Genomic DNA, 18562 nt, shown 5'->3' on the forward strand with positions numbered 1-18562 from the left:
AGATGAGAAGTGACATGATTAAAAAAGGTTTTGATAAAGCACCGCACCGTAGTTTATTAAAAGCAACTGGTTTGAAAGATGAAGATTTTGATAAACCTTTCATAGCGATTTGTAATTCTTTTATTGAAATTATTCCAGGGCATAAACACTTGAACGAGTTTGGGAAACTTGTAAAAGAGGCAGTTCGCGCGGCAGGTATGGTACCATTCGAATTCAATACAATTGGAGTTGACGATGGTATTGCGATGGGACATATCGGTATGCGTTATTCTCTTCCAAGTCGTGAAATTATTGCAGATTCAGTAGAAACGGTTGTAAATGCACACTGGTTTGACGGCATGATTTGTATCCCAAACTGTGACAAAATTACACCAGGTATGATGATGGCTGCACTACGTATTAATATTCCGACTGTGTTTGTTTCAGGCGGCCCGATGGCAGCAGGAAAAACATCTAAAGGGGAAGTTGTTGATCTGAGTTCCGTTTTTGAAGGAGTAGGAGCTTATCAATCTGGGAAAATTTCAGAAGAAGAATTAAAAGATATTGAAGATCATGGCTGTCCATCTTGTGGCTCTTGTTCGGGTATGTTTACCGCGAACTCTATGAATTGTTTATGTGAAGTGTTAGGTTTAGCTCTTCCTGGTAACGGGAGTATTTTAGCAATTGATCCAAGACGCGAAGAGTTAATTAAACAAGCAGCAGAGAAATTGAAAATTTTAATTGAAAGAGATATTAAGCCGCGTGATATTGTAACAGAAGAAGCAATTGACGATGCTTTTGCACTTGATATGGCGATGGGCGGATCAACGAATACAGTATTACATACGCTAGCACTCGCACAAGAGGCAGGACTAGATTATGATATGAACCGTATTGATGCAGTTTCAAGACGTGTACCTCATTTATGTAAAGTAAGTCCAGCCTCAAATTGGCATATGGAAGATATTGATCGTGCGGGCGGGATTAGTGCAATTTTGAAAGAGATGAGCCGGAAAGAAGGAGTACTTCATCTTGATCGAATAACTGCTACTGGGCAAACATTAAGAGAAAATATTGCTGAGGCAGAGATTAAAGATAAGGAAGTTATTCACTCTCTCGAAAACCCTCATAGTGAGGAAGGAGGATTGCGTATATTAAAAGGCAACCTTGCGAAAGATGGAGCAGTTATTAAAAGCGGTGCAACAGAAGTAAAGCGTTTTGAAGGACCTTGCGTTATTTTTAATTCACAAGATGAGGCACTTGCTGGCATTATGCTTGGGAAAGTGAAAAAAGGAGATGTAGTTGTCATTCGTTATGAAGGACCAAGAGGTGGCCCTGGTATGCCAGAAATGTTAGCACCAACATCAGCAATTGCTGGAATGGGATTAGGTGCTGAGGTTGCATTATTAACGGATGGACGTTTCTCTGGAGCTTCACGTGGAATTTCAGTAGGACATATTTCACCAGAAGCAGCAGCTGGCGGGATGATTGCACTTCTTGAACAAGGGGATATTGTATGTATTGATGTTGAAGAACGCTTACTAGAAGTAAGAGTGAGTGATGAAGAATTAGATAAGCGTAAAAAAGAATGGAAACGACCAGAACCGAAAGTAAAAACTGGCTGGCTCGGACGTTATGCACAAATGGTAACATCGGCGAATACAGGGGCTGTCCTGAAAATCCCACATTTTGATTGAGCCAATTTAAAAGAGATAAGGATGATATATAATGGTGCAAAAGGTAAAGGAGAGAGTGAAAATTGAAGATATCTTAATGGCTCATAATTGCCTGAAAGATATCGTTATTAAAACACCGTTACAACGTGATACAGTTTTATCTGAGAAATATGATTGTGACGTTTATGTAAAACGAGAAGACTTACAATTAATTCGCTCTTTCAAAATTCGTGGTGCGTACAATTTAATTCAAAGCTTACCGAAAGAAAAATTACAAAACGGTGTTGTTTGCGCAAGTGCTGGTAATCATGCGCAAGGAGTTGCTTATACGTGTAATTTATTGAAGATTACGTCAAAAATATTTATGCCCACAACAACACCGAAACAAAAAGTATCACAAGTACAATTTTTCGGTGGTGATTTCGCAGAGATTGTATTAGTTGGTGATACATTCGATAGCTCTTTCCAAGAAGCACAGCGCTATTGTGAAGAAAATAAGATGACATTTGTTCATCCGTTTGATGATCCGTATGTCGTTGCAGGTCAAGGGACAGTGGCAGTTGAAATTATGCATGATATGGAGAAATCAGTTGATTATATCTTTACAGCAATCGGTGGTGGTGGATTAGCATCAGGAGTTGGTACATATGTAAAAGGTGTTAGTCCTACTACAAAGGTTATTGGTGTAGAGCCAATGGGAGCTGCATCTATGAAAGAGGCTTTTCTTCAAAATGAAAATGTAGCATTGGAGAAAATAGATAGCTTTGTTGATGGGGCAGCTGTTAAAAAAGTAGGAAAGTTAACATTTGAAACTTGTAAAGATGTAATTGACGATATTATTTTAGTACCAGAGGGGAAAGTTTGTACGACGATTTTAGAACTGTATAAGAAAAATGCGATTGTAGCTGAACCGGCTGGTGCACTCTCTATTGCAGCGCTTGATTTATATAGAGATGAAATAAAAGGTAAAACAGTTGTATGTACGCTAAGTGGTGGAAATAATGATATTGATAGAATGCAAGAAATGAAAGAGCGTTCGCTCATTTATGAAGGACTGAAACATTACTTTATCATTGAATTTCCGCAGCGTTCAGGTGCGCTAAGAGAATTTCTTGATAAAGGATTAGGACCAGAAGATGACATTACGCGCTTTGAGTATATTAAGAAACATAATAAAGAAAATGGTCCAGCATTAGTCGGCGTAGAATTAAAACATAAAGAAGATTATGAGCAATTAATTACTCGCTTTAAAGAAAATAATATTCAATTTATGGAACTTAATAAAAACCCTGTTTTGTTTGATTTGCTTATTTAATAGAAGGAAAGAGTTAGAATGTAAATAAAAAAGATAGATACAAGCGAGGGAATATAGTGCTTGTTCTATCTTTTTTATAGTTAAACTAGGTACTCATTAAATTCAAGAAGAATAAAGCTAGCTAACCAAAAGAGTATCGCAATACGAATGATTACATACATTGTAAATTCAAAAGGAGTAAGATTTCTCTCTCGCTTTATTTTTTTAAATAGTCTCACAGAATAAAAGGAACATAAAAGTAGAACTGCTATAGAAATTTTATAAACGTTCTCTAACAAACTTACATTTTCTAATAAGTCTTTCAGCATGTTTATCACCTATTCTGTAAAGTATATTACAGAGAAATAGATTTTGAGCTGTCTAGTTTCGTTTGTTTTTTATTTTCCCTGTATCATCAATTTCTACATCAGTTGAAATTGTTTGTAAATATTGAAGAGCTTTTTTCTTTTCTCCCTCATTTACAGGGGAAACTTGGTTGTTGCGAATGATATAAGGATTGAATGACATTTGGACATCCTTTCCTTTAAAAGTTAAAGTTAATACGCCAGTTTCAGCGCTTTTCCCATTCACATAACTCGGGAATAAAAAGTTACCTAATGAGTAAGCGATAGGAACTTTATTATAATACTCAAACCCTTGTAACCAATGTGGATGGCTTCCGACAATTGCGTTAGCTCCTGCTTCAACCATTTTAGGTACATATTGCTTTTGGTATTCTACCGGACGATTTGATTTTTCAACGCCCCAATGCATATAGACGATTAAATAGTCTGCATCTTGTTTTTGTTCTTTAATTGTTTTTGTTACAAGATTTAAATCATAGCCATTCGCAACGCCAGGTTTATTCTCACCAGCTACCCAATTAGAATCAGGCATAAATCGAACGAAGGAAAGAAATTTAAACTTTTTCCCTTTTACGGTCATTTCTCGTGCTGTATATGCATCTTTCGCATTTTTTCCGGCTCCAGTGTAAGGGAACTTTAATTTTTCTACGTGAGAAATCGTATCTAATAATCCATCTTGCCCATAATCAAGTGTGTGGTTATTCCCAATATTTACGATGTCATATCCAGTGTTTTTAATAGCTTGTAGTGAAGATGGATCACTTTTAATCCAAAACAGTTGCCCAGGTGCTTTCTTTTCTTTCGTTGTAAATGCCGACTCTAAATTCACAAAAGAAATATCAGCTTTTTTTATTTCTTCTTTTACATGTTGGAATGGGTAATCAGCCCCATTCTTTTCGATTATAGGACGTAATTGCCAATCAAACATTGTATCACCAGAGAAGGTGAGTGTGATTTCTTGGTCTTCTATTTTCTTTTCGCTTTTTGAAGCGGTTTTACTAGATTTGTTTTGCAAATCGGGTTTGTCTTTTGCTTTTGAAATAAAAGAGTAATTGATTAATAAAACAATCGGTGTAATGAAAAAGGCTATTAACAAAAATCGTTTTAGTAAAGTTTTCATATATACCTTCCCTTTTAATATTATCCCGCAATTAAATTAACACTGAATCTATTAAAGGTAATTAAAGTTACAAAAAATAGCGGGTTATGTAGTGGAAAACATTTGTTAATATTCTCAATATTAAGTTAACATATAGATAACCTGTAAATCAATGTATAAACCAAAATATAGAAATAAAGAATTCGAAGGGTGAAGAATGAGAAATGGTTATATTAGGAGCAGTTGTAAATGGGATTTGTATTATATTTGGTACTTTACTTGGTCAATTATTTAGTAGGATTCCAGAAAGTATGAAAGGGACGATAATGCACGCAATCGGTTTAGCGGTTACTGTGCTTGGGCTTCAAATGGCATTAAAAAGTGAAAACTTTCTTGTTGTCATACTGAGTTTAGTGATTGGTACGGTAATTGGAGAATGGTTACAATTAGAAGAAAAGTTAAAACATTTAGGGGATTGGCTAGAAAATAAAGTTGGATCGAAAGGGAAAGGTAGCATATCAGAAGGTTTTGTAACAGCTACTTTAATTTTTGCAATTGGCGCGATGGGGATACTTGGTGCACTTGACAGTGGGATTCGCGGAAATCATGATATTTTATTTACAAAGGCGATTATCGATGGATTTATTTCTATTATATTAACGACAACTCTAGGAATTGGCGTAGTATTTTCGGCGATTCCAGTTGTTTTATATGAAGGTGGTATTGCAGTTTTTGCAACACAAATTAATAGTTTTGTCCCGAAAGAATTAATGAACCAATTTATAGTGGAGATGACGGCTACGGGCGGCATTATGATATCTGCTATTGGATTGAACTTGCTTAGTATTATTAAAATCAAGGTGGCAAATTTACTTCCAGGTATATTGGTAGTGGGTGTAATTGTTTCAATTATTTATGGTTACGGTTTAATGGATTATTAACCAACTTCATTTAGTGGGAGTTGGTTTTATTATGAAAAAAATGTGGGATTGTAGTGATTTTCACTAGAAAATAGCGGGTTTTGTAGTAAATCTTACATATAAAGCAAATTACTAAACTTTTTACAAGAAAGGGTGTAGAATGGGTATCTAAAGAAAGAAGGTGTGAAAATGGCCAGCTGGAAACGGAATTTAATGATTTGTTGGCTAGGTTGTTTTACCACTGCAGCCGGTATGAGTTTAGTAATTCCTTTCTTATCTTTTTATATTGAGGAATTAGGAGTAACTGGCACTTCAAGCATTGCACAGTGGTCGGGACTTGCATTTGGTGTAACATTTTTAATGGGTGCGATCGTATCACCAATATGGGGGAAGCTTGGTGATATACATGGACGGAAATTGATGCTTATTCGTGCTAGCCTTGGTATGGCGATTATTATGACGCTTATGGGATTTGTAACGGATGTGTATCAACTAGTCGCACTAAGATTTTTAATGGGAGCAGTATCTGGTTTCCTTTCAACAGCGATGACATTTATTGCAGCAGAAACTCCGAAAGAACATTCAGGTTGGGCGATTTCCACAATTTCAACTGGTGGTGTGAGCGGTTCGTTACTTGGCCCGTTACTTGGAGGTTATTTGTCTGAGTTAATTGGAATGCGTCATGTCTTTCTTGTTACAGGAGCTTTTTTATTCCTTTCCTTTCTCATCGTTTTTTTCTTTCTGCATGAAGAAAATCACTCTGCTCAAGCAAAAAAAACACAGCCGAAAAAAGTATGGACGATGGTCCCAGCGAAGCATTTAATTATTAGTTTATTTGTAACAACATTTATTATTCAACTTGCTAATATGTCAGTTCAACCAATTGTTACATTGTACGTGAAAAATTTAGTAGGTCCTCATACTGCACATATTGAAACAATTGCGGGTGCAGTTATGTCAGCGACAGGATTAGCAGTTATTTTGGCAGCACCAAGACTAGGAAGATTATCAGATCATATCGGTCCTCAAAAAACGTTAGTTGTAGCGTTATTTGCAGCAGGAATTATTTTTATCCCGCAAGCATTTGTAACCTCAGCTTGGCAACTATTAATTCTTCGATTTTTATTAGGTATCGCACAAGCAGGATTATTGCCTTCCGTACAAACTCTACTAAAACAACATACACCAACCCATGTTACGGGACGAATATTTGGATATAATCAGTCGTTTCAGTTTTTAGGAAATATGATTGGGCCAGTGCTCGGGGGACAAATTGCAGCGCATGCAGGCTTCCAATATGTTTTCCTCTCTACATCATCACTATTATTTATTGCGTGTATTTGGGTTTATTTTCATAATAAGAACGAAGAAGTATCAGAGAAACAACGTTTGGAAGTTAGTTAACTAAGTGAATGAAAAAGAAAAAGGATGAAGCAACATGTGCTTCATCCTTTTTCTTTAAAATCGAAGACAGAGATAACTTAATGTACCAAGCTCATAACTACGGTGAATGACTTCACCGCTATTCTCGCCACTTCCCATTGCAATAAACAAAGGAACAAAATGCTCTGCTCTTGGTACGGCTAATTGTGCATGAGGAGCATTATTCTCCCAATTAAACAATGCATCTTTATCGTTATTCTGCATATGTTTAATAATCCAATCATCAAATTCAATTGCCCATTTTTCAGGTGTAGTTTGATTCCATTTCAGTGCTCGTAAATTATGAACGGTAACGCCACTACCGATTACTAAAATATCTTCTTGTCCGAGTCCTTTAAGTGCTTCTCCAATTTCAAATTGTTCTTTTGCAGAAAGGAATGGATTTACTGATATTTGCACGACAGGAATATTTGCTTCTGGATACATGCGGTGCAGGAGTGTCCATGAACCATGATCTAAACCTCTGGTCATATTATGATGGACTGGAATACCTTTGTTTCTAAATTTTGTTTCTAACATAGATGCAATGCTAGAAGAGCCTTTCGCACGATATTTGATTTCGTATAACTCAGGGGGGAAACCTCCAAAATCATAAATTGTTTCATATTCGTTATCTGATGAGGAAATCGTTAATACTTCAGTTTCCCAGTGAGCAGTGAAAATAACAATTGCTTTTGGTTTATATGTTTCTCCAAGTGTTTTTAAAAATCGTGTATAGTCTGTATCTTGAATAGCGAGCATAGGCGAACCATGTGCTAAAAATAGTGATGGCATCATAATAGTAGAAACCTCCTAAAAATTATATAATTACTTTATGTAAGTAACTATATAATTTTATTTTTGGTTCGTCAAGAGATTAGTTTGAAAGCAAGTCTGAAAAATACATCATTTGTCATAATGAAAGCAATTACATATAATATAAAATAAGAAAAGTGAATGGATATTCATTTTTCTTAAAGGTATACATAATAAATTTGGGGGCTGACGAAATGAATGTACAGGAAAGTTTCGTTACGGCATTGGATGGATCGGAAATTTATTTGCGTAAATGGTTACCAGAAGGAGATCCGAGAGGAATTATTCAGATTGCACATGGCATGACAGAGCATGCAGGGGTGTATATAGAATTTGTAGATGCTTTATTGGAAGCAGGTTATGGTGTTTATGCGCATGATCATAAAGGACATGGGAAAACAGTAAAAAAAGAAGAAGATTATGGTCATTTTGAACCAAATATAGGGTGGAATCAAGTTGTATCGGATGTTATCTTTGTTTCAGAAAGGATAAAAGAAGAACAGTCAAGTCCTTTGTTTTTACTTGGACATAGTATGGGTTCTTTTTTATCAAGACGTGCTGTACAACTTAGGGGTGAACTATATGATGGATTTCTAATTTCAGGAACAGGTGGAAATCCAGGGCTTTTAGGAGCTATTGGTCATAAAGTAGCAACAATCGAAATGAAATTGCGCGGGGCAAAAACGAAAAGTCCAATGTTAAACTTTTTATCTTTCGGAAACTTCAATTCGAACTTTAAGCCAAATCGTACAAAATTTGATTGGTTATCTTCAGATAATAATCAAGTTGATAAATATATTGCGGATCCGTTATGTGGTTTCATTTGTACGACGAGTTTTTACCGAGAATTATTTTCTGGAGTATTAGAAGTAAATAAACTAGAAGAATACAAGAAGACGCCAAAGAATCTTCCAATACATATATTCTCTGGTGATCGTGATCCTGTTGGCGATATGGGGAAAGGTGTAAAAGAAGTATATGAAAACTATAAAAAATGTGGTGTGAAAGACGTGACACTACGTTTATATGAAAATGGTAGACATGAAATGTTTCATGAAGTAAATAAGGATGAAGTATTTAAAGATTTAATTTCGTGGTTAGATGCGCATAGTAAATGAGAAAGATAATCCCAAACTGTTTGTAGTTTGGGATTATTTATTATACAGAAATAGGGGCAATAAATTCTTAAATTCACTTTACTTAATAAAAAATAAATCTTATTCTATAGTCGTTCAAAAAATAAAGAAATATTGTATGAGAGGAAACCTCACTTTTCTGAAGTGAGGTTTTTTGTAGTAACGAAGTAATAGTGAATAAAACTAATTTTAAAAGTAACTTAAAATCAAACTTTTTATAAAGCAACAGATGCCTGTTCATAATAGTAGTATAATAGTGAATGAGGTGTTAATAGAATGGAAGATAGAACGTTAGGTTTATTACTAGATGTTGTTGGGGAATTATTTTCAGATGAAATTTCAATTGCTGTTTCGAATACGAAAGAATATATTTACTATCGGCCAAGTAAACGAATTGATTTAAAGATTAGTGTCGGGGATCCTATAAAGGAAGGAACGATTGCTCATAAAGCGATGGTGATGAATCAAAAAACCTCTGAGTTTATTAATCGGGATGTTTTTGGTATTCCTTATCATGGAATGGCTGTACCATTTTCAAACAATGGAAAGCTTGAAGGGTGCGTAACGGCAATTTATCCAGCTTTAACGGATGGAAAGTCAGTTGTTACTTTAAAAACAACAGACGGCTGGATTCCGGTTCCTTTTTCAAAGGTTATGTATTTAGAGGCTAAAGATAAAAAGACGTATGTGAATTCAGAAGAGTTATCAGGAACACATAAATACTCTCTGCAAGAATTCGAATACTTGCTTCCGAAAGATTCATTTATTAGATGTCACCGTTCGTTTATTGTAAATGTTAATCATATTAAAGCGATTTATCCTGATACCCATTCTACTTTTGTACTTTCAATGGATAATGGTGAGAGAGTACCAGTTAGTCAATCATACGCTAGTTATTTCCGTAAACTTCTAGGATTCTAAATTTTTCTGCTTTAGAACCTAGATTTGCTGTTCTGTCTGAATTTTCGGCATTGTATACTAAAATCCCTATTTTGATAGTGTTAATGTGTAAAATAATTATGAATATTCAATGAGAGAGGGATTACATATGGAGAACAATTTAGATAGAATCAGAGATCAACGTCTAAAAGATCGGGTAGTTACACCTGAAGAAGCAGCTTCCTGGATTCAAAGTGGAATGACTTTAGGCTTAAGTGGGTTTACACGTGCAGGTGATGTAAAAGCAGTCCCATTTGCGCTTGTAAACCGAGTTAAGAATGATGAATCTTTTAAAGTAAATGTTTATACTGGGGCTTCTTTAGGATCGGATGTAGACAAATTATTTGCTGAGGCAGGAATTTTAGGGAAAAGATTACCTTTCCAAGCTGACGCGACTATGCGAAAAGGAATTAATAACGGAGACTTTTTATTTGTGGATCAACACTTGTCTCATACAGCAGAGTTACTCCGTGCTGACGTTCTGGATATAGATTTCGCTATTTTGGAAGCGGTTGCGATTACAGAGGACGGAATGATTATTCCAACCACTTCAATTGGAAATTCCTTAGCGTTTTCCTTAAATGCTAAGTCTATTATTATTGAAATGAATATGGCTCAATCCGCGCAATTAGAGGGGCTACATGATCTATATGAACCAGGTAAACAAGGGGAGAGGCTTCCAATTCCGCTTGTGAAAACAGATGACCGAATTGGAACAATCGGTATTCCAATTGATCCTGAAAAAGTAAAGGGAATTGTGTTTACGAATCAATTGGATTCGCCATCGACAATTGTTCCTCCGGATGAAGAAACTGTTATTATGGCACAGCATTTAATAGAATTCCTTCGAGAAGAAGTCAAAGTAGGCCGATTAACAAATCGTTTAGCGCCGTTACAATCAGGAATTGGTTCAGTGGCTAACGCCGTATTGCATGGAATGTTAGATTCAGAATTTGAAGATTTAGAAGTATATTCCGAGGTTTTACAAGATGCAGTTTTTGATCTTATGGATGCTGGAAAAGTCAATTTTGCTTCTTGTTGTTCTATCACGCTTTCTGAAGAGAAAATGCAACAAGTATTTTCTAACTTTGAAAAATATCGTGACAAATTAATGATGCGTCCACAAGAGATTTCCAATCATCCTGAAATTATTCGTCGCCTTGGATTAATCTCAATTAATACTGCATTAGAATTAGATATATACGGAAATGTTAACTCTACTCACGTTTTAGGTACAAAAATGATGAATGGTATTGGTGGGTCTGGCGATTTTGCAAGAAATGCCCGCCTAGCTATCTTTGTTACTAAATCGATTGCGAAAGGTGGTAACATTTCAAGTATCGTTCCTTTCGTTTCTCATGTAGACCATACTGAACATGATGTAGATGTTATCGTCACTGAACAGGGATATGCCGACTTAAGGGGACTTGCGCCAAGAGAAAGAGTGGAACTTATTATTGAGAATTGCGCACATCCAATGTATCGTGAACAGCTACGAGCTTATTACGAAGAAGCAAAAATAAGAGGTGGACAAACTCCTCATATTTTAGAAAAAGCTTTTTCTTGGCATACGAACTATGCTAAAAATGGAACAATGCTTGAAGTGGTAGTAGAAACTGTATAGGTTTGTATCGTACGAAATAGTAAAACGAATGAGTGAGCTTGAAGATTAAAATTTAGAAAAAGAGAACGCCAACTTTTAGGGATGGCGTTCTTTTTCTTTAAAAAAATTGTTGAAAATCGTACTGATTATAATAAAGATTTATAAAAATAATTTCTAATTTATGGAAATTAAAGGTTTTTTTGAAGTGCTTTCCGAATCAATTTAGTAGTGTACATATTGAAAGTGAGGAAAAAGAACCATGAAGATAAGAGAAGCATTATTAAGTGAAGCAAATGAATTAAGTGAACTCGCACTACATTCAAAAGCAACGTGGAATTATAGTGAAGAATTCATACTTGCTTGTAAGGAAGATTTAACAATTACGGAAGAGTACATAAAAAATAATTTTGTATATGTTTTAGTAAACGATAATGCGAAGATTGGTTTTTTCTCATTTTTACGTAATGATAAAGCTCTCGATTTCTTGTACATTCATCCTCATTACAAAGGAAAAGGTTACGGGAAAATACTTTGGGAGTATGTAATAGAAAAAGCCAATGAACTAGGATTAAAAAGTTTTACAATTGATAGTGATCCGAATGCAAAAGGATATTACTTGAAAATGGGAGCACAGTTAATAGGAGAGACACCATCAACTGTCTTTAAGGGGCGTGTACTGCCTCTTTTGAAATATGATGTGTAAAACTATTAATAGTAGGGGAAGATTAGAATGGATGATGTAAAGGAAAAAAGAATATATGAAGCACTAATAAAATCGTGGTCGATTGAAACGAGTTCAAAGTGGATAATTGAAAACCCAGCAAAGGGACAATGTGGTGTTACAGCTCTTGTCGTTCAAGACATATACGGAGGAGAAATTAAAAAGACAAAAGTAAGAGAGGTATGGCACTTTTATAACTTTATAGATGGGCAGAGATTTGATTTTACAGAGACTCAATTCAATGGGAAATTGAATTATATGGATGAAAAGTCAAATCGGGAAGAAGCATTTGCAGATACAAATGAAAAACAATATAGCATTTTGAAGGGAAAAATAACGAAAGAATTAAAATTATCTTTTGACTCTTAATCTTTAATAAGTTACTATAATGGTGGTAACTTATTAAAGGGAACTTCATAGAGTTGAAAGGGGAAATACTTTTGAAAACAACTTATGTAAACGCTACAATTGTAACGATGAATGAACAAAACGAAGTGATAGAAAATGGATATATCATTGTAGAAAATGATCAAATTATAGATGTAAAGAGCGGAGAATTTGCAAATGATTTTGAAGTAGATGAAGTAATTGACATGAAAGGAAAGTGGGTTTTACCAGGGCTTGTAAATACACATACACACGTTGTAATGAGTCTCCTAAGAGGTATTGGAGATGATATGTTATTACAGCCATGGCTTGAGACGAGAATTTGGCCACTGGAAAGTCAATTTACTCCCCAAATTGCGGTCGCTAGTACGGAATTAGGATTACTTGAGATGGTGAAAAGTGGTACAACATCATTCTCTGACATGTTTAATCCAATTGGAGTAGATCAAGACGCAATTATGGAAACGGTATCAAGGAGCGGGATGCGAGCTGCTGTTTCAAGGACTTTATTTAGCTTCGGAACGAAAGACGATGAAAAGAAAGCAATTGAAGAAGCTGAGAAATATGTGAAGCGTTATTATAAAGAAAGTGGCATGTTAACTACGATGGTTGCACCACATAGTCCATATACATGTAGTACAGAATTGTTAGAAGAGTGCGCACGGATTGCAGTAGAGAATCAAACGATGGTTCATATCCATCTTTCTGAAACAGAGCGTGAAGTACGTGATATTGAAGCACAATATGGAAAACGTCCAGTAGAATATGCAGCGAGCTGCGGATTGTTTAAACGCCCAACAGTTATTGCACACGGTGTAGTATTAAATGATGATGAGCGTGCATTTTTAGCAGAACATGATGTTCGAGTAGCTCATAATCCGAATAGTAATTTAAAACTAGGTTCTGGTATAGCGAATGTAAAAGCGATGCTAGAAGCAGGAATAAAAGTAGGAATTGCAACAGATAGTGTTGCATCTAACAATAATTTAGACATGTTTGAAGAAATGCGCATAGCGACTTTATTACAAAAAGGTATTCACCAAGATGCAACAGCATTACCAGTTGAAACAGCTCTTTCTCTTGCGACAAAAGGAGCTGCGGAAGTAATCGGGATGAAACAAACAGGGTCACTAGAAGCTGGTAAGTGTGCTGATTTTATTACGATTGACCCGTCTAACAAGCCGCATCTACAACCAGCAGATGAAGTGTTATCACACCTTGTATATGCTGCGAGTGGTAAAGATATAAGCGATGTAATTATTAACGGAAAACGTGTCGTTTGGAATGGTGAATGTAAAACGTTAGATGAAGAGCGTATTATATTTGAAGCAAGTCGATATAAACGAGGTCTGCAAAGATAGATAATTATGTGGCAGTTGAAAAAGCTATCCTTTTAAAAGGATAGCTTTTTTCTTGAACGAATAAATATTCAAAAGAATGTCGCATCTTTCTGTTAGTATTTCTGCTATAATATATTACGCTTTATAATATTTTATATTTAAGGAGAACAACTCATGAAGCGAAAAAAGAGCCATTTAATGGTAATGGCACTTGTTACATCTTTATTATTAACAGCTTGTAATAATAAAGCGGATAAAAGTGACATAGAGGTTAAAAAACAAGTGTTAAATGTAACAGTATCAGAAGAAATTCCTTCTCTGGACACTGTGAAAACAACAGATGGTACATCAGCACACATTATGCAGAATATATTTGAAGGGTTATATGTATTAAACGATCAAGATCAGCCTACTCCAGCCATAGCAAAATCGTTTAAAAGAAGTGAAGATGGTAAGAAATATACATTTGACTTGCGTAAAGATGCAAAATGGTCAAATGGGGATAATGTAACAGCAAATGATTTTATATTTGCTTGGAAACGTGCAATTAACCCTGAAACAGCCTCTCAATATGCGTCCATGCTCTTTTATGTAAAAAATGCGAAAGAGATCAATAAGGGAACAATGCCTCTTGATGCACTTGGGGTTAAAGCGATAAATAATTATACGTTAGAAGTTGAACTCGAACAGCCAGTTCCGTATTTTTTACAGTTGTTAGCACTACCTATATACTTACCACAGCATGAATCATTTTTGAAAGAACAAGGAAACAATTATGCATTGGAACCTAGTAATCTCATATATAACGGTCCATTTGTATTAGAAAAATGGAAGCAGGAGCAAGAGTTTCAATTAAAGAAAAATACTACATATTGGGATCGAAAGAAAGTGAAATTAGATGAAATAAACTTTCATATCCTAAAGGATACAATGACAGCTGTAAATTTATATGAAGCCGGAGATTTAGATCGAGTACCTATTAATTCGCAAGTTGTAGACAAGTATAAAGGGAATAAGGAATTACATATGTCGAGTGATCCTGGAATTGCTATGCTTCGTTTTAATGAAAAAAATAACGCGTTAGCAAATAAAAAGGTGCGTCAATCTATTTCATTAGCGTTAAATAAAGATGATTTCGTTGCTCACTTTATTAATAACGGAGCAAAACCTGCAAGTGGACTTGTACCAGTTGGTCATGTAAATGAAGTGACTGGTAAAGATTTTAGAAAAGAAAATGGAGATATTTCCTCATATGATTTGCAAAATGCGAAAAAACTTTGGGAAGAAGCGAAAAAAGAGCTTGGGGTAGAACAAGTAAACCTAGAGTTCTTAACGTTCGAACAAGATAACGCAATACGTATGGCAGAATATATAAAAGGTGATTTAGAGAAGAATTTGCAAGGGTTAACGATACAAATTAAACAACAGCCATTTAAGCAAAAATTACAGTTAGAACAAATAGGTGATTACGATATAACTATGGCAAATTGGGGACCTGACTATAAAGACCCAATTAGTTATTTAGAGTTATTTACGACAGAGAATCCGAATAATAAAATGAATTATTCTAATGTTCGTTACGATGAATTAATAAAGAAAGCGAAAACGGATTTTGTACTAGATACGGAAAAACGATGGGAAGCGTTGCGAGAAGCTGAGCAGGTATTATTAGAAGATGCAGCTGTGGCACCGCTTTATCATATTGGCTCAGCGTATGTACAAAAGGATTATGTAAAAGGGATTGAAAAACATCAATTTGGTGGTATTTATACTTATAAGAATGCTTATATTGCTAATGAATAAATACAAAAAACCTTACTTTTTAAAAGTAAGGTTTTTTTTACAGGGGGCAGGGAAATCCTTTGGTGGTGTTCCCTGCATATAAAGAAGATAAATGCAAAATTGTAGGTACACATTCATAAGAAGTTGCAACAAATAAGATTGAGCAGTTTGTTTAAGTAAAAAGAAGAATAGAAATATAGCATACAAGGAATAAGGAAATGTAGTACAGATCAGCATACAAACATTCTTTTTCTGTAACTATGTTTGTTTTTAATTATATAAAAAAAATATTAGATTATATATTTTGTCCTTGGTATACTTAAAAGGTAATTTGGGGTATTAAGATGATTTGATAGAGGTGTTTGTGTGGAATTATTTGAGTATTATAAAAAAAGGGGACGGTTTAAGTGTTTAATTGGGACAGGGATTTTTCTCTTTGGATTATATTGTCTGTATAATAGTTGGAGTGATGTTAATTGGGGAGAAATAATATTTATGGTTATAGCTTCGTTTGTTTTTGGGGGAATTGGATTTTGGCAATTAAGAAAAGGGAATTTATTAAAAGAGAATATAGCTAAAAATGATTTGAAGTTTTGGGATATTGATACTTATGTTTTACTAGAATTACCTCAAAATAATAAACATTACGGTTTATATACTCCCGATGGCGCCTATATAGTAGGAACAACTATAGTTCCAACTGATATAATTTCTTCAAAATTACCTTTTTTAAAAAACAAGCAAGTTGTTGGATTGGAAGCAAAGGATGGGGAAATTCTTGCATATTTTCATAGTGAAGTTGAAAACTATGATTGGGCTATTTATGACTCAAATTATAATTGTGTAGGGATGTTTAAAGAAAATATGATACAAGGATTTGGAATGGTACGTGGTTCTTTAATGAATGAAAAAGAGATGAAAATTTGTGAAGTAGAAGTTGAATTTGATTTTTTCGAAACTTCTTTTCGGACAATGGATAACCGGATATTAATAAACTGTAAAAGAGGATATATGCCTTTGGAATGGAGCGAAAGATTCGGATTAAATGTACCTATTATTAAATTAGGTAATAATATTTCTAATGCTGAAAAGATATTTGGTTTAGGGATTCTTTTCTACATTTTAGAAACAATTAAAGTAAGAAAAAGTAGGGTTTTTAATGATTAGGATTAAAAATTTGTGTGATGAAATTTTTTGAATGCGTTATTGGGATAGGGGGATATCCATGGGGAATATACAAGTTAGACCGGAAGAATTGAGAAGAATTGCAAAGAATTTTAAATATGCTAGTAATATAGAATCAGATCGTCATTTTAAAATTCAAGGGGAATTATTAAAGCTTCAAATGAGATGGGTTGGTGCTTCCAGTTTAAGTTTTTATAATGATCTACCTAGAATGAATAAAGCACATGAATCTTTTCTTAATATTATAAAGCAAATAGAAGATGAATTACTTCGTATAGCAGAGAAATTTGAAAAAGCTGATATGGAATACTCGTCTAAAAACTCTAAAAATGATTCACTTTTGATGAATTCAAAGTCAGCAGTTGAAGCGGGAGCTGGAGTAGTTGTAAAAGGAATTGGTTATGTAATTAATGGTGAAAAATATGAAAAATCACTTGTAGATGAAAAGGGAACTGGTGGTCTATTTATTAAGGGGCTTACAGTTGAAGCTGAGCCATTTGTAAGTTCTCGTACTTATGATAAATTTGATGTGAAAGATAAAAACAAGAGGGAACAAACTTTTGGACCAATGGCTGGTTTTACGGTAGCTCAAGCTGGAATAGAACTAGAGAATATTAAAGGATCTAATGTGGGAGCTGAAGCTAAAGTAGCACTTGCTACTGCAGAGTTAGGTGCTCATGTAGAAAATGGGAATTTACATATAGGAGCTGAAGCTACTCTGGTAAAATATGAGAGTGCTATAAAAATCCCACTTCCATTTTCTGATAAAAAATTACAAATTGGAGGATCGGCGTCACTTGGGACAGTCGGGGGATCTTTAGAAGCTGGAAAAAGTGGAGTGAAATTCCATGTACCATTTGGTCCTGGTGTAGGTTTATGGGGATTTGGTGGAGAATTTGCTATTAAAGAATAAAGGGGAAAATTAGTATGAATAAAAAAGTGAAAATTTTAAAATATTTTATGGTTATATTAGCTTGCATTGCAATTTTTGGGACAGTTTTACCTAATGCATTAGATCCAAATGAATCATTAGCAGGGAAAATTTCAATTGCAACTTTCGGTACAATTGGAGCTTGTTTACTATTCTCTATTATGTATTTTATTGTAAAAAAAGCTATTTTAAGAGGTGGGAAATAAGATGGGACAAAATTTAGAGTTAGAATTACTTCCAATAGGTTCTGTTGTAATGTTTAAAGATTGGGAACATCCATTAATGGTTTATGGAAGAAGACAAATGGATTCTGAAACAAAAACAACATGGGATTATGTATGTTGTTATTTCCCTCATGGTAATATTTCTTCAGAGTACAATTTCTTCTTGAATCATGAAGATATTTCTAGTGTGTTACATCTTGGTTTTATTAATGAAACAGAATTAGAGTTTCAAAAATTATTTAAAAAAGAAATTGAAGAAAAGCAGTGATTCTTTTTAGGTGTTGGTGTTTTTGAAATAGTTAAAGAATGGATTTTAATTCTCATATACATAAAGAAAGGGGAATTTCTATGAAATCATTACGTTTATTTATGATTCTCACTCTTGTTGTATTGTTAAGTGCGTGCAATACAGCAACACAAGTTACAAAGGTTCAAAAAAATGGCGAAACGACTTTGAAAATTGGTTCTCTGCAAGGATATTACGATGTACAAACGCTTAAAGCTGAAAAAGGAAATGTGGAAATCCCTTATGAAGCAGCTGTTGAAGAAGGTACAATTTTATTACAAGTTACAAAAGATGATAAGGTTATTTATGAAGAAGAAATCACTTCTCAAAAAGAAGGTTTGCTTTCTTTTGAAGCTCCAAAATCCGGATCATATGATTTAATTGTACGCGTGAAGGGTGAAAAAGAGAAAGCAAAAGAAATTCAAATACATACTAAGCTATGAAAAAATGGCAAGTG

19 protein-coding genes are annotated in these 18562 nt (G+C 34.5%); 16 read left to right on the top strand and 3 right to left on the bottom strand.

Going from position 1 to position 18562, the window contains the following annotated elements; genetic code table 11:
- Positions 1-2: 2 nt before the first annotated feature.
- On the top strand, positions 3-1676 hold the full coding sequence (ilvD, locus tag OXT04_RS02395; RefSeq protein ID WP_001255813.1) for a dihydroxy-acid dehydratase: 1674 nt from the start codon (positions 3-5) through the stop codon (positions 1674-1676).
- 31 nt (positions 1677-1707) lie between these two features.
- Positions 1708-2970, top strand: coding sequence for a threonine ammonia-lyase IlvA (gene ilvA, locus OXT04_RS02400; RefSeq protein ID WP_000250319.1), 1263 nt, complete (start codon positions 1708-1710; stop codon positions 2968-2970).
- Positions 2971-3050: 80 nt separating this feature from the next.
- Here ilvA and OXT04_RS02405 read toward each other — a convergent pair whose 3' ends face one another.
- Both OXT04_RS02405 and OXT04_RS02410 read right to left on the bottom strand, forming a co-directional pair.
- Positions 3051-3278 (bottom strand): hypothetical protein, encoded by a 228-nt coding sequence (locus OXT04_RS02405; protein ID WP_000910229.1) that lies wholly within the window; start codon positions 3276-3278, stop codon positions 3051-3053.
- A 52-nt stretch (positions 3279-3330) separates the two neighbouring features.
- The gene (locus OXT04_RS02410; RefSeq protein ID WP_267412655.1) at positions 3331-4434 is read right to left on the bottom strand and encodes a CapA family protein; all 1104 of its coding nucleotides are present in this window, start codon (positions 4432-4434) and stop codon (positions 3331-3333) included.
- A 203-nt stretch (positions 4435-4637) separates the two neighbouring features.
- Here OXT04_RS02410 and OXT04_RS02415 point away from each other — a divergent pair, with 203 nt between their 5' ends.
- Both OXT04_RS02415 and OXT04_RS02420 read left to right on the top strand, forming a co-directional pair.
- Complete coding sequence (locus OXT04_RS02415; RefSeq protein WP_098014331.1) at positions 4638-5354, top strand: DUF554 domain-containing protein; 717 nt, start codon at positions 4638-4640, stop codon at positions 5352-5354.
- Positions 5355-5522: 168 nt separating this feature from the next.
- Complete coding sequence (locus OXT04_RS02420; RefSeq protein ID WP_000179302.1) at positions 5523-6737, top strand: multidrug efflux MFS transporter; 1215 nt, start codon at positions 5523-5525, stop codon at positions 6735-6737.
- Between the two features lie 54 nt (positions 6738-6791).
- Here the strand turns inward: OXT04_RS02420 and OXT04_RS02425 are convergent, their stop codons facing one another.
- Entirely contained in the window at positions 6792-7553 is a 762-nt protein-coding gene (locus OXT04_RS02425) for a DODA-type extradiol aromatic ring-opening family dioxygenase (protein ID WP_016513025.1), read from the bottom strand.
- A gap of 212 nt (positions 7554-7765) precedes the next feature.
- Between OXT04_RS02425 and OXT04_RS02430 the strand changes: the two genes are divergently transcribed.
- The 12 genes from OXT04_RS02430 to OXT04_RS02485 all read left to right on the top strand — a co-directional run bounded on the left by OXT04_RS02430 (position 7766) and on the right by OXT04_RS02485 (position 18548).
- Positions 7766-8689, top strand: a complete 924-nt coding sequence (locus tag OXT04_RS02430; protein ID WP_267412667.1) for an alpha/beta fold hydrolase — start codon at positions 7766-7768, stop codon at positions 8687-8689.
- A 294-nt stretch (positions 8690-8983) separates the two neighbouring features.
- Positions 8984-9628, top strand: a complete 645-nt coding sequence (locus OXT04_RS02435; protein WP_000390209.1) for a LytTR family DNA-binding domain-containing protein — start codon at positions 8984-8986, stop codon at positions 9626-9628.
- A 127-nt stretch (positions 9629-9755) separates the two neighbouring features.
- The gene (scpC, locus tag OXT04_RS02440) at positions 9756-11270 is read left to right on the top strand and encodes a succinyl-CoA:acetate CoA-transferase ScpC (protein ID WP_267412669.1); all 1515 of its coding nucleotides are present in this window, start codon (positions 9756-9758) and stop codon (positions 11268-11270) included.
- Between the two features lie 238 nt (positions 11271-11508).
- Entirely contained in the window at positions 11509-11952 is a 444-nt protein-coding gene (locus OXT04_RS02445) for a GNAT family N-acetyltransferase (RefSeq protein ID WP_000701899.1), read from the top strand.
- Between the two features lie 27 nt (positions 11953-11979).
- Positions 11980-12339, top strand: a complete 360-nt coding sequence (locus tag OXT04_RS02450; protein ID WP_000342902.1) for a YunG family protein — start codon at positions 11980-11982, stop codon at positions 12337-12339.
- A gap of 53 nt (positions 12340-12392) precedes the next feature.
- The gene (locus OXT04_RS02455; protein WP_002153101.1) at positions 12393-13718 is read left to right on the top strand and encodes a bifunctional S-methyl-5'-thioadenosine deaminase/S-adenosylhomocysteine deaminase; all 1326 of its coding nucleotides are present in this window, start codon (positions 12393-12395) and stop codon (positions 13716-13718) included.
- A gap of 153 nt (positions 13719-13871) precedes the next feature.
- Positions 13872-15500, top strand: a complete 1629-nt coding sequence (locus OXT04_RS02460; protein ID WP_267412670.1) for a peptide ABC transporter substrate-binding protein — start codon at positions 13872-13874, stop codon at positions 15498-15500.
- A gap of 345 nt (positions 15501-15845) precedes the next feature.
- Complete coding sequence (locus OXT04_RS02465; RefSeq protein WP_139213205.1) at positions 15846-16646, top strand: ABC transporter ATP-binding protein; 801 nt, start codon at positions 15846-15848, stop codon at positions 16644-16646.
- 58 nt (positions 16647-16704) lie between these two features.
- Positions 16705-17577: a WXG100 family type VII secretion target gene (locus OXT04_RS02470; RefSeq protein WP_023521673.1), complete on the top strand. Its 873-nt coding sequence runs from the start codon at positions 16705-16707 to the stop codon at positions 17575-17577.
- Positions 17578-17591: 14 nt separating this feature from the next.
- Complete coding sequence (locus OXT04_RS02475) at positions 17592-17801, top strand: hypothetical protein (protein ID WP_001036914.1); 210 nt, start codon at positions 17592-17594, stop codon at positions 17799-17801.
- 1 nt (position 17802) lies between these two features.
- Positions 17803-18087: a DUF4176 domain-containing protein gene (locus OXT04_RS02480; protein ID WP_000531359.1), complete on the top strand. Its 285-nt coding sequence runs from the start codon at positions 17803-17805 to the stop codon at positions 18085-18087.
- 80 nt (positions 18088-18167) lie between these two features.
- Positions 18168-18548 carry a BA_1872 family lipoprotein gene (locus OXT04_RS02485; RefSeq protein ID WP_000838921.1) on the top strand — a complete coding sequence of 127 codons (381 nt, stop codon included), beginning with the start codon at positions 18168-18170 and terminating at the stop codon, positions 18546-18548.
- The last annotated feature ends 14 nt before the right edge of the window (positions 18549-18562 follow it).

It is taken from the genome of Bacillus sp. GC_Bacil_1 (assembly GCF_026540675.1).
In the GTDB taxonomy this organism is placed as follows: domain Bacteria; phylum Bacillota; class Bacilli; order Bacillales; family Bacillaceae_G; genus Bacillus_A; species Bacillus_A cereus.

What these genes read in the sequence shown, in the direction of transcription:
- OXT04_RS02450 (WP_000342902.1), top strand. Translation starts at nt 11,980, where the DNA reads ATGGATGATGTAAAGGAAAAAAGAATATATGAAGCACTAATAAAATCG.
- OXT04_RS02485 (WP_000838921.1), top strand. Translation starts at nt 18,168, where the DNA reads ATGAAATCATTACGTTTATTTATGATTCTCACTCTTGTTGTATTGTTA.
- OXT04_RS02470 (WP_023521673.1), top strand. Translation starts at nt 16,705, where the DNA reads ATGGGGAATATACAAGTTAGACCGGAAGAATTGAGAAGAATTGCAAAG.
- OXT04_RS02460 (WP_267412670.1), top strand. Translation starts at nt 13,872, where the DNA reads ATGAAGCGAAAAAAGAGCCATTTAATGGTAATGGCACTTGTTACATCT.
- OXT04_RS02480 (WP_000531359.1), top strand. Translation starts at nt 17,803, where the DNA reads ATGGGACAAAATTTAGAGTTAGAATTACTTCCAATAGGTTCTGTTGTA.
- OXT04_RS02435 (WP_000390209.1), top strand. Translation starts at nt 8,984, where the DNA reads ATGGAAGATAGAACGTTAGGTTTATTACTAGATGTTGTTGGGGAATTA.
- ilvA (WP_000250319.1), top strand. Translation starts at nt 1,708, where the DNA reads ATGGTGCAAAAGGTAAAGGAGAGAGTGAAAATTGAAGATATCTTAATG.
- OXT04_RS02425 (WP_016513025.1), bottom strand. Translation starts at nt 7,553, where the DNA reads ATGATGCCATCACTATTTTTAGCACATGGTTCGCCTATGCTCGCTATT.
- OXT04_RS02405 (WP_000910229.1), bottom strand. Translation starts at nt 3,278, where the DNA reads ATGCTGAAAGACTTATTAGAAAATGTAAGTTTGTTAGAGAACGTTTAT.
- ilvD (WP_001255813.1), top strand. Translation starts at nt 3, where the DNA reads ATGAGAAGTGACATGATTAAAAAAGGTTTTGATAAAGCACCGCACCGT.
- OXT04_RS02415 (WP_098014331.1), top strand. Translation starts at nt 4,638, where the DNA reads ATGGTTATATTAGGAGCAGTTGTAAATGGGATTTGTATTATATTTGGT.
- OXT04_RS02420 (WP_000179302.1), top strand. Translation starts at nt 5,523, where the DNA reads ATGGCCAGCTGGAAACGGAATTTAATGATTTGTTGGCTAGGTTGTTTT.
- scpC (WP_267412669.1), top strand. Translation starts at nt 9,756, where the DNA reads ATGGAGAACAATTTAGATAGAATCAGAGATCAACGTCTAAAAGATCGG.
- OXT04_RS02410 (WP_267412655.1), bottom strand. Translation starts at nt 4,434, where the DNA reads ATGAAAACTTTACTAAAACGATTTTTGTTAATAGCCTTTTTCATTACA.
- OXT04_RS02430 (WP_267412667.1), top strand. Translation starts at nt 7,766, where the DNA reads ATGAATGTACAGGAAAGTTTCGTTACGGCATTGGATGGATCGGAAATT.
- OXT04_RS02475 (WP_001036914.1), top strand. Translation starts at nt 17,592, where the DNA reads ATGAATAAAAAAGTGAAAATTTTAAAATATTTTATGGTTATATTAGCT.
- OXT04_RS02445 (WP_000701899.1), top strand. Translation starts at nt 11,509, where the DNA reads ATGAAGATAAGAGAAGCATTATTAAGTGAAGCAAATGAATTAAGTGAA.